This is a genomic window from Microbulbifer regidiadema (SeqCode), from assembly GCF_052467605.1.
The window spans coordinates 2,833,112-2,849,539 of record NZ_CP174316.1; the positions used below are offsets into that span (position 1 = coordinate 2,833,112).

A 16,428-nucleotide genomic window follows, 5' to 3' on the forward strand; every position below is an offset into this window, starting at 1 on the left:
ACCCGGCAGTCGCCGGGTTTTTTTATGCAGATCTATAAGCGTGGAACTATTCGCCGTCCACCGGCAGGCTCACCGGCATCACATCCTGCTTCGGCACCGGCACCTGGGTGGTGCCCGCCATCAGTCCGGCGATACGCTCCAGCAGTTTGCGCGCCTGGGCCAATTGAGCCAACTCCGCCAGCTCGATCGGGTCCTCCATACGCAACAGCAACCCCTCAAAGTCCACAAAAGCCTGCCTCAAAGCTGCCACTTGGTGCCGATCCAGCAACACCTCTGCCAAGCCACCGCCACCAGTGGGAATCCAATTTGACTGTAGGGTAGCCATAATCGCCAATATCGCCTGTTTTGAATCGGCGGCACGGCTACTCTCCACATCGCTCTCGGAGCTCTCCGGCAATCTGCGCAACAGCTGCTCATCGATTACCCGGGTGTGCGCCGCGCGAATCTGCTGCAACCGGGCAACCGGCCCCAGGGATAGATAGGACTGCGACAGGCTGTTAGCCGCCGTCGGCCAGCGGCGGGCCAGCCACGCCATATCCTCCTCCACGCCTTTGGCGATCAGGCGAGTCAGCTCCCGGCGCCGATTGACCGCCAGGGCCTCGGGTTTTTCACCGCCGGACTCGGCTAAAAACTGCTCCGCCGCTCGCTCGCTGGTGGGGCCCCAGAGCATAATTTCCAGGGCGTGGAAACCGGTACTGGCCTCTTCATGCGCGGTCAGGCGGTGCTGTTTGCGCAGGTTCGCCAGGGTCAAGTCAATCGCCGTATCGTTGACAATACCGCTCTCGGAGTAACCCGGCACCGTATCCAGGTAGCCCGCCTGCGCGGGCCAACTGTCCAGCGACAGCAGCAGTTTGCGCCCCTGGCTGCGCAGCTCCCCCGGGGAGAAGGCCAGCTGTATATAAGGTAGGGCTGCGGCAAACTCTCTGTGCGCCTCCAACCAGGCGAGGCGGGCATTTTCCAGTTTGTTGTCATCCGCCTGGGCCAGGAGTCCATCCACTGCGCGTTGCAGGGTTTCAACAGCCGCGTGGGCGTGGGTCACCTGGGCTTCCCCCGCCTGCCAAATTGCCAGGGACAGCTCTGCTGCCGCCTGCTCGTTCACAGGCTGTGGGGCAACAACCGTTTGTGGCGACGCCTGCTGTGGTTTTTCTACCGCTTTTTGCTCGCAGGCAGAAAGTCCGACCAGAGCCCCGACCAAACAAGCCAGGGCCCGGTACTGGATAATAGATCCGTTCACTCAATTCCCCATTTTGTGTATTTCACAAATACTGGTAGTACCTATTCACTCTCTTCGCGCAAGCTGATCACCGGCCAGCCGCGCGCCTCGGCCTCTGCGCGCAGGCGGTCGTCCGGGTCCACCGCAACCGGGTGCTCGACCTCCCCCAGCAGGGGCAGATCATTGATGGAGTCGCTGTAGAACCACTTTTCACCCGGGTGGTACTCCGGATTCTGGGCCAGCCACTGGCGCAGGCGGAGCACTTTCCCGCCCTGATAACAGGGCTCACCGACCACCTTCCCGGTAAACTGCCCCTGCGCCTCCTCCGGCTCAGTGGCCAGCAGGGTATCGACACCGAGGCGCGCGGCTATGGGTTCAACCACAAAGCGGTTGGTAGCGGTGATAATCATGATGTGATGGCCTTTGCGGCGGTGCTCGCCGATCAGCGCCTGGGCCCGAGGCAGCCACAACTCGCTGACGACCTCCTGCATAAACTCGCTCTGCAAATTATCCAGCTGGCCGCGCGAGAGCTGCGCCAGGGGTTCCAGGGCAAATTCCAGATAGGCAAAGATATCCAGTTCACCGCGCTGGTAGTCCTGATAAAAGCGGTCGTTCGCCGAGCGGTAACGGGCCCCGTCGACATGCTCGCGCTGCACCAGAAATTCGCCCCAGGCGTGATCGCTGTCGCCACCGATCAGCGTGTTATCCAGATCAAAAATTGCCAAGTGCACTGTCGACTCTCCCATAACTATAGGTTTCCCATAAGCGTTTGACCGCCAAGGCGCCTAAAACGCCTTCCCCGGTTGTCGCCGATTTTACCTTGCAGCGCACGACAGCACACGGACTGCGTCACTGAATTGCTGTAAATCCCCCGCTGTGGAACAATGCAGAGCAAGTAAGTGCAGCGCACGGCCGCACACAACAGTATTGAGGATGGTATTTTGGGCGACGGCAAGCCGGCACAGGCCGGTCGAAAGTACCGCCGTAAGCCCGCCAAGCATTCGAATCGCAATGATAAAGCCCCGGCCGGAAAAAACCGGGGCGCGAGTGGCGAGAGCAGCAATATCGATGCCGAGGGGTTTCGCCCCAATGTCGGTATTATTGTGCTCAACGCCCGCGGTCAGGCACTGTGGGCGCGGCGGGTCGGTGGCAAGGACGCCTGGCAGTTTCCCCAGGGGGGTATAAATCCAGGCGAAACCCCTGAACAGGCGCTATATAGGGAACTATACGAGGAAGTAGGCCTTACTCGCGATCAAGTCAGTATGATTGCCTGTACCCGGGGCTGGCTGCGCTATCGCCTGCCACAAAGGTTAATTCGACGCCGCTCCGAGCCGCTGTGCATCGGACAAAAGCAAAAGTGGTATCTGCTGAAACTCGAGGCAGATGAATCCTCTATCAGCTTCGACAATGGTTACAAACCTGAATTCGACCACTGGCGCTGGGTGAGTTACTGGCACCCACTGAGCAAAGTGGTGACCTTTAAGCGTGAAGTATACCGGCGCGCACTGACCGAGCTGGCCCCACAACAAATACAGCTGGAGAAACGCTGGCTGCGCGGACAGGAGCGCTGACCGCCAGAGTAGCCCCACATCTCCACCAAGCGGCCCCGGTCAGTATCGACTCACTTCTTTCCGGGACCTGAGAATTTCTCCGTTGATTGGCGAGGACAGGCCATTGCTCGGATCGCTGCGCAGTATCGTTCAGGAAGTAAACGCCGCCCGGAACCTTTCTGCGGTGCTGGAAATCATCGTGCATCGCGTGCGGGAAATTATGCACACCCGCGTGTGTTCCGTGTATCTGCGCGACAAGCAACACGGCAACTATGTCCTGATGGCCACCAATGGCCTCAACCCCAAAGCGGTGGGCCAGGTCCACCTGGCCCCCGGCGAGGGCCTGGTGGGCAATGTGGTCACCCGCGAGGAGCCTATCAATCTGGAGAGGGCCGAGTCCCACCCCGCCTTCCAGTATTTTCCCTCCACCGGAGAGGAGCGCTTCAGCGCCTTTCTCGGCACACCGATTATCCACCACCGCGCCGTCCTCGGTGTCCTGGTGGTCCAGCAGGAAGAGAAGCGCCGCTTTGACGAGTGGGAGGAAGCCTTTCTGGTCACCCTTTCGGCACAACTCGCCGGAGTTATCGCCCACGCCGAGGCCACCGGACTGCTCGCCAGTATCGGCCAGCAGCGGCGCGAAACCCACTTCTCCGGTATTGCCGCCTCCCCCGGTGTCGCAATTGGACGGGTGCATATCGTCATCCCGCAGGCCAATCTCAGCACCGTACCCTACTCCGAGTGCGAGGATATCGACACCGAGCTGGCCCTGTTTCAACAGGCCCTGGCGGCCGCGCAGGAGGAGATTCGCGAGGTCGGTGAGCGCCTGAAGAGCGACCTCAGCCCCGAGGAGCGGGCTCTATTCGATGCCTATATCAGCATGTTGGATGACAGCTCTCTGGCCGTCGAAGTGTGCGATCGTATCCAACAACAGCTCAGTGCCCAGCGGGCCTGGGCCGAGGTGATGCTGGAGCATGTGCGACGTTTTGAGGCCATGTCCGACTCCTACTTTCGCGACCGGGCTGCCGATGTCCGCGATCTGGGCGCCCGCGTGCTGGTACACCTGCGGCAGCAGCAGCAGGTCGACCGGGATTTCCCCGATAACACCATCCTTATCGGCGAGGAACTGACTGCAGCGGTACTGGCCGAAGTGCCGCGGGAAAAGCTGATCGGTGCCGTCTCGGTGAAGGGCTCCTCCAACAGCCACGTGGCCATTATTGCCCGCGCCATGGGCCTGCCCGCCGTGATGGGGGTCCAGGACCTACCCTACGAAACCATCGACGGCGTGGATATGGTCGTCGATGGCTACCGCGGTGATTTACATATTCACCCCGGCGCAGAGCTCAAGCGCCGCTACGACGATATTGTCGCCGAAGAGCAGCAACTGGCCCGCAACCTGGACCACCTGGCGCAGCTCCCGGCAGTCACCTCCGACGGCCACCGTATTCGCCTGATGGTTAATACCGGGCTGATGGCCGACGTCGTGCGCTCCCTGGAGCGCGGCGCCGAGGGGGTGGGACTGTTCCGCACCGAGGTCCCCTTTCTCCTGCGAGACCGCTTCCCCTCCGAGGAAGAACAGCGGGAAATTTACCGGGAGCAACTGGGCGCTTTTGCCCCGCTGCCGGTGACCATGCGTACCCTGGATATCGGCGGCGATAAAGCACTAGCCTATTTCCCTATCGAAGAGACCAATCCCTTTCTGGGATGGCGCGGTATTCGCGTAACTCTCGACCACCCGGAGATATTCCTGGCGCAGGTGCGCGCCATGATGAAAGCCAGCCTCGGGCTCAATAACCTGCGGATTATGCTGCCCATGATCAGCGGCCTCAACGAACTCGAAGCCGCGCGCAAACTGCTTGAGAGGGCCTACCGGGAATTACTGGAAGAGGGCTACGAAATTGTGATGCCCCCGCTCGGAGTGATGGTAGAGGTCCCCTCGGCGATCTATCAGGTGCGGGAGCTCGCTGCATACGCAAATTTTATTTCTGTGGGCAGCAACGATCTCACCCAATACCTGCTGGCGGTAGATCGCAACAACAGCCGGGTGGCGAATATTTACCACGCCCTGCACCCGGCGGTCCTGCGCGCCCTACAGGAAATAGTCAGCGCCGCACACGCTGTCGATACCGAGGTGGGGATTTGCGGAGAGCTGGCTGGCGAGCCCAGCGGCGCACTGCTATTAGTCGCCATGGGTTACGATATGCTGTCGATGAATGCCACCAATTTACTGCGGATAAAAGCTACGCTGCGCGCGGTCAGCCGGGCCGATATTGAACAGCTATTGCAGCGGGTCTTACAAATGCACAGCCCCGAGCAGATCGAAGCTGCGGTGAAGGAGTTTCTCAATGAGGCGGGGTTGAAGGTGTCTTTACAGCCGTAGGGGATTTGGTCAGCTAATGGCTTTGGGGAGCCCGGTATTCCCGTTTTATTGGTACGATCATTCTGAATATTCAGTTCTTTGCTGCACTTTTGGTATTTTTGTTGTATTCCAAATTTGGTGGTAGCTCTATGGAACTCACGGGGGTTACAATTATGCAGCTACCCCCCCTATTTGGTAGCTACTAATTATTTGTTTACTTTTATTGGAGCCAGGAACATAGCACCAATAACACTCAACAATCACAGGCACACCACTTCGACTGACCGTACTGCGGGCGTTATATAAACAAATCAGCAAGGCCTAAATACTCAAGGAATACAAGAAAAGTAATATTGTGAGAAAAAGATACTTATTCCTAGCATGGGTTATAATATGGATACCAACCAGCCAGTTATTTCCCACTCAAAGCCACTTTCCCATTGGCCCTTTCTTTTCACCACTCACTTGCTTTTTTACAATTTTTCCAGAAGGAGCAGCGGTTAATTTCGAATTTGATTTGAAGCACATCCACTTTCCCTCCTTGTTCTTTTGGATCACTGGATTCACTTTTATCTACGGAATAAACTATATTTTAAAAATATTTCAAAAATAAAATATGACGACCACACCAAGCTAACAACCAAAGCTCTTCCTTTGGCAGAATTATCGGGTTAAATATTTAGCTTAACAACTCTCACTTGCCGCTTATATTTATAACTGAAGAAAGTGACCCGAAGCGGACTATAAAATTAAAAAATGGCTATCGGTTTAACTTTAGCGAGATAGATTTTAAAATCGAGCAAAAATGTAAATTAGGTGACAGGAAATTTAGAGGGTGCAAATAATCCTGCGCAGCGATTCTTACCAGTAAATCATTGGTAGTCAGCGAGCCTCTCATCAAATTCAGATTATGCTACGGGTGTAATACTTCTTGGGATAAATGATAATTTCAGGGCTTAAGTATACAACCACAACCCCCTAGACACCCATAGACTTAAAAGTACAAGATGGTATAGAATTTAAGATTCGATAGTGTACAGATAACCGCTCCTTAAGAAGGCCGACCATCTGACAAGAAAATACCTTTAGAAATATAGAAAACCTTAACAAACCACAAGAAGCAACCCAGGCCCTTCATTAATATTCAAATAATCCCGTGATGCTTAAATCAAGAAAAAATCGCTCAGCATCACCTGTAGCTCTACCAAGCATTAGACCTCCGTATGTCACACAAGGAAATAGAAGTGGGAAAAACAATATATAGCGCACCTGAATCCGAACTAGAATCAGCGAAATCAACTAAGGTTTTATCTCCCTCAGAAAAACTAGCGGAATCGCGGCGGCAAATGGAAGAATCCAATGCAATCCAAACTTTAAATTTTATATGGGGATTAAGGCTTATCCTTAATATTATTGCTATTCTATTCATTACAGTTGGGGCAATCACATCTTACAATATTAAACCAACAACTGCTGTAGTAGCTCTTAGCTTTACCATTTTATTTTGCGGGACTGAAATATTTTGCATTATCGGTTATTTTCGGAGAAAAGCCTGGTGTCAAGTCCCGCTTCATATATTTTCAGCATTTTCCTTATTCAACCTACCGCTTGGAACTATCTTATCGATATTGCATTATTTTAAGATGCCAAAAGTTAGATTTGATCAGTAGCGGGGCACACTCTTTCCTATATTCACATTTCGCAGCCTCCAAGCTCAGTAGTAGTTAGGGGGCCTCTGAACAACGCCGTAATACTTCTGCGGGTCTTGAAGGCTACAGATGTTAGGCGCAGTTCGCCGCGAATGGCCCTAGTTCTTTGCAAGAGCTGCAACGCAGCAGCTGTGGCCTTCAAGGCCCGCCCTTCGAGGCTCGCAGAGCGATTCACACTCCGCGTTGCGACTTATTGAAAGGTCTAGACATTCCTGCGAAGCCGCGCCTTGATTGTGAACCGCCCTGTAAGCCAGAGGCATCACGGAGTTTTTCAGAGGCTCCTTAGGTATAAAAAGATGAAACACCCAGAAATTAAGTATTGGGACTGTATAGAATACGATCTAATTGATGACTGAAAAGCAAATGATACTTTTGAAGTGGATATTTGGTGCAACCTATCAATTGGCGTGCAGGGAGAGGATGGCTCCGATAATTTTGGAGCTCAAATTATTACTCAAGCTCTGGTTTCATGGTTAATTGATTACAATCATGTGCTTGTAATTTCCCACTCGAAAACTGGCAACAGATATTAAGTAAAATTAATACAAAGATAGCTAGCTGCACCGGTATAAACTGTCCGGAAATAAGTTCTCAGCTAGCCCATATATTTAAATGGGAATATGGAGGAGTAAATTAATATAAACTTACAAGGGTTCTAATCGGTTCTTTACCCTTTTCCCCTATCCTCGAAAGGAAAATATTTATTTATCGCCAGGAGCAGCTCTTTAACTGTTACATACCCCTGAACATGAGACATATAGTCAGGCCAGCCAGTATCTGGGCTCCACTTTATTATATTGTATTCAACAGGAGTTGATACCAGAACATACTGGTCTTTAGGTGGCTCCCCAAAGCTCGAGTTGAACCCCTCTGCATCACCCTCTTCTACTTTTTTTTCTGGTGCGTTTTTTCCTGTAAGAGCCTCCAAAGCCTCATACAACCGTATATAGGCTATGACCGATCCAGCATAACTATCATCTGACGGGCTCCAGTACAGCCCCTCCGCAGGGTCACTGGCAAGAAACGAGATGTCATAAACCATTGCATTAGGGTACTCCACTGCAACAGCATAATATCCACCAGAGGACTCTGGCTTTCCTCTTTTCCACTTCATTCTTTTGACTCCTGATTGCATAAGACTCCTAAAAATTATCAGTTCGTAAGTCTAAATAATCAACCCAAACTATATTTTTTCTATGAAAGTTGAAATTACTTCACTCTACTAAAGCCTCTATTAGATCAATAGTGCCAACTACCTTTCTTTATTTTTAAGCGAAGGCTTTGAATGGGCTTAAAACCTGTGTATAAACACAGGCAAAGCGATACAACTTAAAAGGAAATCGAAAGTGAAGGAAATTGAAGGTAACTTAATCCAGTTAGCCATTGACGGGGCGTTTGATGTCATTATTCACGGCTGCAACTGTCAATGCCAAATGGGCAAAGGTATCGCTTTAACCATTAAAAGGCTTTTTCCTGAGGCGTACCAAGCTGATTTAACCACTAAAAAAGGAGCAAAAGAAAAATTAGGCTCATATTCAAGTGCCGAGATAACGAGGCTAGACTCAACTTTTACCATCGTCAATGCTTATACCCAGCTCCACTGGAGAGGCAAGGGCGTTAAGGCTGATTATAACGCGATTCAGCAGATCTTTGAGAAAATCAAACAGGATTTTTCCGGAAAACGGATTGGCTACCCATTGATTGGAGCGGGCTTAGCTGGCGGTGACTGGGAAATAATCTCAAACATTATAAAAAAAGCACTTGCAGGAGAGGATCACACCCTTGTTAAATTTAAACCATAAAAATGGCACCACCTCATTCACCTCCCTCAGATCAACACATCAGCACTAGAGAGAAGCCATCTTTTAGGGTAAAAATGATAAAGTTATTAAGCTATTTTTTCACTGTATTTTCTGCTTCAACTGCGCTTGGATTAGAGACTTATATTTATCCGCCCACCATAGACATTAATATTAATTGCAGCATAGACAGTAAAATCATTGATGATATAGAGACCTACTATTCAGATGCAGATTTGCGCCATTCAGGTTCGGCTTCAGCCCAGGCAGTGGACCTCAATGGAGATGGTGCCTGTGAAATCCTGCTAACGCCACCACCGGCCCATGTTGATAGGGGGCATGAGTTCACCATCGTATTAATGGCTAACAAGAACTCTTACCAGCCGGCTGGAGAAATTTCATGGGGAACTAATTCGTGGCGGTATGGTAAATTCAAAAATGGGTATCCAAGGATATTAGTTGCAACCTATACCGGGCATAGAACCAACCCTATTTATGTTACCGATGTTTACTCCTTCGATGGAAAAACTTATGTAAAAGAATTTGATTCTCAGTATAGTCACGGCCAATTTATGGATTTAGGACTTAAAGCCTACCAAAATAAAAACTATAAACTGGCGGAAAGATGGTATTTAAATGCATACCGCATGCACAGGGAAGAGAACTTAAGCGACGCCAACAATCTAGCACTTGTCTATATTCGTCAGAATAGATGTACTGAGGCGGTAGATTTGCTCACCAAGCACTTAGATCTACCGAATAATACGAAAAGACAGGTCAAGTCAGCGGAATTTAATATTGGATTGTGTCAAAAGACACACAAATAATAGACCACCTTCGGCTAAAATTGTTATTTTTCTCAGACTCTATGCCAACTCCAAATCTCAAGGTTAGTTATTCAGGAGAAATCGTGCTGCTTGAAGATAGAATGCCCGAAGCAGAAGTGACCCTAAGGCTTGCTATGTTTTTAATCAACAATGCATACACCTCTAAGGACGTCATTTGTGCAGTTGATGGAGCCCAGGTTCAAGTTGGGGAAAATATTATCTTCCCAATTATAGACTTTTTATCAGCCAACGGCTGGCACAGATCTAAAAATAAGGATGCCTGGCAAGGTGCCTACGTAAACAATAAATATCTACAAAAAATAGTCATACATTCAGCCGCTGGTGAAGGAGACCTAGTTTCAGAACTAAAGAATGGTTGCAGATTAAGAGTGGAGTCTAAAAAAGGGCCATTAATAGCGAAGCGCAACTCCCAGGAGTACCCCTTAGTCAGGGAGGCTATTGGTCAGCTAATGACCGCAGAGCATGTGCGAGATAGTGATATTCTTGCAGTAGCAATACCGGAGTCCGAAAAGTTTATCAGCTTGGCAAAACAATGGAGAACTAGACCACTAATGAAACAGGTCGGCATCCACATTATTACCATTAATCGATCCAATAAAATTACGGGGCTTGAAAGTTTTGGCCTATAAAAAGACATAAACTAAAGGGTGGGAGCAACACCCTTATAGTTCCAGCCCCATCATTTCGGGCGCTAGCTTAACATTGAAAATGGAAGAACGTACAAAGATAGCCTTATTGACACTGCTGTGTTTTTCACCCAAAAATTACGCCATAAATTTTGAGTATAAATCAGTAAGCGACTTCAACGAACTTTCATCATTTGAAAATAACTATGACACTTATATTCAAGATTGTCTAGATAACACTGGCGGAGGAACTAGAAGTATCCCATGCTTAATTACGCCTGACTTATGGGACCGAGAGTTAAATATTTACTATTCAAAGTTGAGAGAAATGTTGAGCGATGAGGAGAAAAGCCTACTAAAACAGTCTCAGTTAGCATGGCTAAAATGTAGAGATAAAACTCTAGAACTTAACGATGCCTTAATAGATACCATATATCCACATCAAGGCTCTATATTTCAATTAGCGCGTAGCGGCGATGCCGCTGATACTGCTGCCTCCATTATTAAACAAAGGACACTGCTACTAAAAACGTGGGCTGAGACCATTGAACAGGAACGCTCTCAGTGATTGTTTATTACAAACAATAAATATACGACAAAGAACCAACAGCCCCTCTATGGAGCTACCGCTTTACTCAATGTAGCTAACACAGGGAACCATGCAAAAGATCAGTGCGGAAGAGTGGCAGTTAGCAGGATTGTTCGAGCAGGAGCCCAAAAGACAAGGGCTTGATGCTGTATGGTCGTTCGATGATTCCGTATATACGCTAATTCACGGCAATATAACATTTACCTGTGCCATTCACCCGTATCATAAAGATGTGCGCCTAATATTATGGTCGGGGGCGGAAATATTTATGAATATTCTGCGGCCGGAGTTCAGGATATCCAAGTACAAGACGATGCGCTCTATATCAAGATAAATCGGAACGAAACTATTATCGTTATGATTAGGCCAGTTTTAAAAATTCAGCTCAAGGTTAACCTTGAGAAAAATTCAGGATAAATAAAAAAGGCTGTAGGTAATCCCCACAGCCTTTTTTATCAATAGGCGTTTCAGCCCATGCGCTCTATCAGTCTTCAGACTCGGAGCGATAGGCGTCTGCGTCCAGCATATTCTCCAGTTCGCTCACGTCGGACGGCTTGATGCGGAAGAACCAGCCATCGTCGTAAGGGGAGGAGTTTACGGTTTCTGGAGCATCTTCCAGAGATTCGTTCACCGCGACCACTTCACCGGAAACCGGGGAGTAGATATCGCTGGCCGCTTTCACGGACTCAACCACACCGGCCTCATCGCCAGCAGCCAGGGTGCTGCCCACTTCTGGCGTCTCAACGTATACCACGTCACCCAGGGCGTCCTGTGCGTGATCGCTGATGCCGATAGTCACAGTGCCGTCCTCTTCCAGGCGTGCCCACTCGTGGCTGGAGAGGTATTTCAATTCATTGCGGATTTCGCTCATGCTGTTATCCCTTGATAAGCATCTAAGTTTATTGCGTACACCTCGGGGCGACGCTTAAATAACTGACTTGCCGTTGCGTACGAAGCAGGGCTTAACCACTTTGACGGGTTGCAGTTTTTTGCGGATTTCCACCTGTGCGGTATCGCCAACACTCACGGGAACTCTCGCCAAAGCGATAGAGTGGCCCAGTGTGGGCGAGAAGGTGCCGCTGGTAATAATACCCCGGTCGTCACTGCCGTCTACCACGACCGGCTGACCTGCGCGCAATACACCGCGCTCTTCCAGTACCAGGCCCACCAATTTGTGTTTAACTCCATCGGCCTTTTCCTGCTCGAGGATCTCGCGGCCGATAAAGTTGCGGCTCTCCGGTGCCCAGGCAACGGTCCAGGCCATATTGGCAGCCAGTGGCGAGGTATCGTCGTCCATCTCGTGCCCATAGAGGTTCATTCCCGCCTCCAGGCGCAGGGTATCGCGGGCACCCAGTCCACTGGGAGCCACACCTGCCTCGGCCAGGGCGCGCCAGAAACCACTGGCGTCCTCTTGCGGCAACATAATTTCCAGGCCGTCTTCACCGGTATAACCGGTGCGCGCGACAAACCAGCCACCTCGGGCAACGCTCTGGAAAACTTTCAGCGCATCGATCGCGGCGGTCCACTCAATACCCAAAACCTCTTTGGTTTTCTCAATGGCATTGGGGCCCTGAATCGCAATCATCGCTACATCCGGGCATTCGCTCAGGGTCACGTCGAAGGATTCTGCCTGCTTGCGCATCCACGCCAGATCTTTCTCGCGAGTTGCACAGTTAACCACCACCCGATAGCCCGGGTCGCGCAGGTAGACGATCAGGTCGTCAATGACTCCGCCCTGCTCATTGAGCATGCCGGTGTAGAGGGCCTTGCCCGGGTTGCCATCCAGCTTGGCCACATCATTGGCCAGCAGGTAGCGCAGGTAATCGCGGGCACCGGCGCCATCGACGTCGACCACGGTCATATGGGAGACATCGAACATCCCCGCATCGGTGCGCACCTTATTGTGCTCATCCAGCTGAGAGCCGTAGTGCAGTGGCATGTCCCATCCACCGAAATCCACCATTTTGCCGCCCATAGCGACATGTGTGTCATACAGAGACGTTCTATTTCCCATTTTTAAAATCTCAGTCCGTCAGGTTCCGAAGCGGCGTATTCTAGCGGCTTGGGCACTGGCCTTGCCAGCGGGGCAAGCACAGCAATATATATGCTCTGCAAGCCTAGCAGGCATCGATAGTAAAACCTGTCCAGATTCACACAGGCCGTCAAAGATTCCGCTGAGACTTAACCCGGCAGTCATTTACCTGCGCGAATGGCGCAGTGCTGCCTGTCTCCCGCGTTCGCCCAGAATACATCTGGGCATTTTTTAACCCGCTGAAGGTTTCCTCAGTCGCTGTCGCGATCGCGCCCCTGGCTCGCCCCTTCTGTGTCCTCGCTGGCCCTTGCGGATTCATCCACTTTGAGGCCGTACTTCTTCGATCTCCAGCGCCACAAGCGCTTGGCCAGCTCTTGGCGATCGGGAGTTTTATCTGCCTCATCGACAATTTCTTCGCCGAGCAGGGTCTCCAGCAAGTCTTCCAGAGTCACCAGGCCTTCCAAGCTACCGTACTCATCCATAACCGCACTGATCTGCACGCGGCGGGACAACATTTTCTGGAACGCTTGGTAAATCGTGGCCGTTTCCGGCAGGATCAACATTTCACGACGAAATTCGGCCAGTGATTTTTGGTGTTCACCCTTGGCATAGGCCAGCAGCAGCTCCTGTCGCAAGACAAAACCCACGACACAATCGGGATCGCGATTTTCATACACCGGGATGCGGGAAAAGCGCCCTTTCTCCGCGTCCTCGTAGGCCTCTTCCACACTGATATCCTGCGGTAGAGAGAAAACCACGGTGCGCGGGGTCATCACTTCGCGCACGGAGTGATCGCGCAGGGTAAAAAACAGGTTGCGCAGGATGCTGGACTCCCGCTGCTCCAATTGCCCTTCCGCCTCGCCAATCTCCGCCATAATGGCGAATTCATCGCGGCTGAAGCCGGTCAGAGTGGGGCCGTGGGACAGGCCTTTGGTCAACCACTCGGACATTTTTACAAACGGGTGTAATAGCCATACCAGGCCGCGCAGGACATAGGCGGTGCCGGGGGCCAGCTGGCGCCAGTACACCGCCCCCAGGGTCTTGGGGATAATTTCAGAAAAGATCAGGATCAACAGCGTCAGGATCGCAGAGGCAATCCCCAGGTATTCATTGCCAAAAACCGCTGCGGCCTGGGCCCCCGCACCCGCAGCGCCGGCTGTGTGCGCGATGGTATTCAGGGTGAGAATTGCAGCCAGGGGGGCATTGATATCCGACTTCAATTTGCGCAGCAGTGGGCCCGCTTTATGTCCCTCCCGCTCCATCAGCCGCACGTATGGAGTGGTCACACTGAGGATCACCGATTCGGCGATAGAGCACAGAAAGGAAAAGCCGAGGGCAATAAAGATATAGGTAATCAGTAAAATCATATAACTTAGGTTGAAGCGGGATAAGAGTTAAATTTTCGCGCACCACCGGCAGCGCAGTAAACCAGTGCAACCAAAAGGCCGGCAACAAAGCCTCCAAAGTGCGCGGCATTGGCGATACGAATTCCAATCAGGTAGTTAATCACCCCAAGAGCGCACAATATCATCCACGCTGTCATCAGAGTAATCATACCCGGGGGAATATCTCTCCACGCCGGCTGCCAGCGCTGCATTACCAAAGCAAACCCGACCAGGGTATATACAACACCGGACATCCCAGCGAAAACTGCCTCGGGCCTCCAGGCGTACTGGGATAAATTGGCAGCCACCCCACCGAGCAACACCAAAGCACAGTAAATAAGCGGCCCTCCGCGCGCCTCTAGCGAGCGCCCGAATACCCAGATAGCCAGGGCATTAAACAGGGCGTGCTGAAAAGAGAAGTTGATAATCGCGGGGGTCCACAATCGCCAAAACTCTCCGTTCTGCAAATGCCACATAAGTGACGACTGGGAAAAATTTTGACCGCTATTACTACCTGGATATATTAAAAATGCATCAGATAAATTATTCGCATGTAAAAACCAACCGAAAAAACACAGCGCGATCAGTAGTAGGCTGATCGGTGTTTTATCTAGTGGAAACGTGGGGATCAATGGGGGCCTAGCCAACGCCTCCTCTCCTTGTGCTTGCTCCTCTTCACTGTGTAAATCGTCACCCGCCGCCGGCTCCGCCCTGTTGAGCTGGACTTTATCCAGATCCACTAATCCCCGCTCCCAGTCCTCCAGCAGAGGGGTTATGAATTTGGCTATGCAGGGCTCTGTTGTCAGTAAGGCCTGCTGATTTTCCTCCTCAGCAATTCTCAAAGGTAACTGGTAACGCTGTATTAGGCGAAAAAGCGCGCTGAGATCCCTTGATATAGGAAAAGAGTAAACCGTAATCCACTGACTCAATTGAAATTAACCTTTTTAACCGACGACAAGGCTTTATACCCCACCACCCCAGGGAAAAAAGCCTCTGAATAAACAGGTAAGCACTCGCTATTGCTCTGACCGCTCACTGGACGTTTTATCCCAATTCACTGTGCAGAGATTTTTAAACCGCCATAGCTCGCATAATAATTCGTTTCTTTAACATGGGGCTGGCATCCACCATGCTCAAGCCGGTATTGCGCAGCCAGCGCCAGTGCACATCGCCGGCCCCAAACAGGGACTTAAAGGCACTCATCGCTTTCATAGTGGCGGCATTGTCGCCGCGACGGCGGCGCTCGTAGCGAGCCAAAACCGAGGGGTGCGAGGGTTCCAGGCCTCGCGCCAGGGCGCGATCTATTTCATCCACCAGCACCCGCACATCTTGCAGCCCCAAGTTGACGCCCTGGCCCGCCAGGGGGTGGATACTGTGGGCCGCATCGCCCACTAAGACTGCGCCGGGGCCGCAATAGCGCTCCGCATGACGCGCGCGCAGAGGGAAAGAGAAGCGCTCGCTCACAGATTCAACCACCCCCAGGCGGCGCTCAAAGGCTTGCTGCAAACTCAGGGCAAAGGCCTGGTCATCCAGCATTAATAGTTCCTGCGCCAGATCTTTATCCGCAGACCAAACCACGGCACAGTGATTGTCATCCCCCAGTCCGGCCAGAGGTAAAAATGCCAGCGGGCCGGTTTGTAAAAAGCGCTGCCAGGCGGTGTGGCGGTGCGACTTTTCACAGCGCGCCACGCACACCAGTGCGGTTTGATGGTAATCGGTATCCTGGGAGCGAATATGCAACAAATCGCGCACTTTCGAGCGGGCGCCATCGGCACCGATTAGCAGGCGCGTGCGCACGGTTTCGGGTTGTTCGCGCAGGTCTTCCTCTTCATTTAAGCGCTCGTCACCGCGAGGCTGTAAATGCCAGAGACCACAGTCGCGCCACCAGCTTTCCAGGCGAAAGCCATTAACCAATTCTACGTTGGGCAGCGCTTCCAGCCGCGCTCGCAAAGCGGCGACAATGACATTGTTTTCAACAATATGCCCGAGGTTGGGCAGCTGCACATCGCGGCTGTTAAAGCTGACCGATCCGGTACCATCCGCATCCCAAACGCGCATTTCCACATAGGGGCAGGCGCGGCGGCCGGCGATAGCCTCCCAGGCGCCCACCTCTTCGAGCAGCTCGCGGGAGGCCTGGGTTAGGGCCACCACCCGGGGTTCATACTGCTGCGATAATTGCGGCGCTGTCTCGTGGGATGCCTCCAGCAGGGCCAGACGCATACCCGGGTATCGAACCGCCAGCAGTGCCGCCTGGGCCATACCCACCATGCCCGCACCCACGATGGCAAAATCCAAACGATGTCTGTTCATAAAAGCCCATT

15 protein-coding genes are annotated in these 16,428 nt (G+C 51.8%); 7 read left to right on the forward strand and 8 right to left on the reverse strand.

From position 1 onward, the window contains the following. Window positions 1–46: 46 nt before the first annotated feature. Window positions 47–1,234, reverse strand: a complete 1,188-nt coding sequence (locus ACJJIF_RS12985) for an imelysin family protein (RefSeq protein WP_444928774.1) — start codon at window positions 1,232–1,234, stop codon at window positions 47–49. 41 nt (window positions 1,235–1,275) lie between these two features. Further along, the gene (locus ACJJIF_RS12990) at window positions 1,276–1,944 is read right to left on the reverse strand and encodes a histidinol-phosphatase (RefSeq protein ID WP_444932349.1); all 669 of its coding nucleotides are present in this window, start codon (window positions 1,942–1,944) and stop codon (window positions 1,276–1,278) included. A gap of 333 nt (window positions 1,945–2,277) precedes the next feature. Between ACJJIF_RS12990 and ACJJIF_RS12995 the strand changes: the two genes are divergently transcribed. From ACJJIF_RS12995 to ACJJIF_RS13005, 3 genes are all read left to right on the forward strand, one after another. After that, the gene (locus ACJJIF_RS12995) at window positions 2,278–2,784 is read left to right on the forward strand and encodes an RNA pyrophosphohydrolase (RefSeq protein WP_444932350.1); all 507 of its coding nucleotides are present in this window, start codon (window positions 2,278–2,280) and stop codon (window positions 2,782–2,784) included. Window positions 2,785–2,887: 103 nt separating this feature from the next. Then, complete coding sequence (gene ptsP, locus ACJJIF_RS13000; RefSeq protein WP_444928775.1) at window positions 2,888–5,140, forward strand: phosphoenolpyruvate--protein phosphotransferase; 2,253 nt, start codon at window positions 2,888–2,890, stop codon at window positions 5,138–5,140. A gap of 1,223 nt (window positions 5,141–6,363) precedes the next feature. Beyond that, a complete protein-coding gene (locus ACJJIF_RS13005) occupies window positions 6,364–6,789 on the forward strand; it encodes a hypothetical protein (RefSeq protein ID WP_444928776.1) in 426 nt (141 codons plus the stop codon). Window positions 6,790–7,495: 706 nt separating this feature from the next. On the opposite strand, the gene ACJJIF_RS13010 is transcribed toward ACJJIF_RS13005, so the two are convergent. Further along, window positions 7,496–7,942, reverse strand: a complete 447-nt coding sequence (locus tag ACJJIF_RS13010) for a hypothetical protein (RefSeq protein ID WP_444928777.1) — start codon at window positions 7,940–7,942, stop codon at window positions 7,496–7,498. A 232-nt stretch (window positions 7,943–8,174) separates the two neighbouring features. On the opposite strand from ACJJIF_RS13010, the gene ACJJIF_RS13015 reads away from it, so the two are divergent. The 4 genes from ACJJIF_RS13015 (at window position 8,175) to ACJJIF_RS13030 (ending at window position 10,669) form a co-directional block, all read left to right on the forward strand. Continuing rightward, the gene (locus ACJJIF_RS13015; protein ID WP_444928778.1) at window positions 8,175–8,630 is read left to right on the forward strand and encodes a macro domain-containing protein; all 456 of its coding nucleotides are present in this window, start codon (window positions 8,175–8,177) and stop codon (window positions 8,628–8,630) included. A gap of 74 nt (window positions 8,631–8,704) precedes the next feature. Continuing rightward, window positions 8,705–9,454: a tetratricopeptide repeat protein gene (locus tag ACJJIF_RS13020; protein WP_444928779.1), complete on the forward strand. Its 750-nt coding sequence runs from the start codon at window positions 8,705–8,707 to the stop codon at window positions 9,452–9,454. Window positions 9,455–9,537: 83 nt separating this feature from the next. Then, window positions 9,538–10,104: a hypothetical protein gene (locus ACJJIF_RS13025; RefSeq protein ID WP_444928780.1), complete on the forward strand. Its 567-nt coding sequence runs from the start codon at window positions 9,538–9,540 to the stop codon at window positions 10,102–10,104. 79 nt (window positions 10,105–10,183) lie between these two features. Continuing rightward, window positions 10,184–10,669 carry a lysozyme inhibitor LprI family protein gene (locus ACJJIF_RS13030; protein ID WP_444928781.1) on the forward strand — a complete coding sequence of 162 codons (486 nt, stop codon included), beginning with the start codon at window positions 10,184–10,186 and terminating at the stop codon, window positions 10,667–10,669. Between the two features lie 505 nt (window positions 10,670–11,174). Here the strand turns inward: ACJJIF_RS13030 and gcvH are convergent. The 5 genes from gcvH to ACJJIF_RS13055 form a co-directional block, all read right to left on the reverse strand. Further along, entirely contained in the window at window positions 11,175–11,561 is a 387-nt protein-coding gene (gene gcvH / locus ACJJIF_RS13035) for a glycine cleavage system protein GcvH (protein ID WP_444928782.1), read from the reverse strand. Between the two features lie 54 nt (window positions 11,562–11,615). Then, window positions 11,616–12,704, reverse strand: a complete 1,089-nt coding sequence (gene gcvT / locus ACJJIF_RS13040) for a glycine cleavage system aminomethyltransferase GcvT (RefSeq protein ID WP_444928783.1) — start codon at window positions 12,702–12,704, stop codon at window positions 11,616–11,618. 269 nt (window positions 12,705–12,973) lie between these two features. After that, window positions 12,974–14,089 carry a CNNM domain-containing protein gene (locus ACJJIF_RS13045; RefSeq protein WP_444928784.1) on the reverse strand — a complete coding sequence of 372 codons (1,116 nt, stop codon included), beginning with the start codon at window positions 14,087–14,089 and terminating at the stop codon, window positions 12,974–12,976. A 5-nt stretch (window positions 14,090–14,094) separates the two neighbouring features. Then, window positions 14,095–15,036, reverse strand: coding sequence for a rhomboid family intramembrane serine protease (locus ACJJIF_RS13050; protein WP_444928785.1), 942 nt, complete (start codon window positions 15,034–15,036; stop codon window positions 14,095–14,097). Window positions 15,037–15,178: 142 nt separating this feature from the next. Then, entirely contained in the window at window positions 15,179–16,417 is a 1,239-nt protein-coding gene (locus ACJJIF_RS13055; RefSeq protein WP_444928786.1) for a UbiH/UbiF/VisC/COQ6 family ubiquinone biosynthesis hydroxylase, read from the reverse strand. Between the last annotated feature and the right edge of the window lie 11 nt (window positions 16,418–16,428).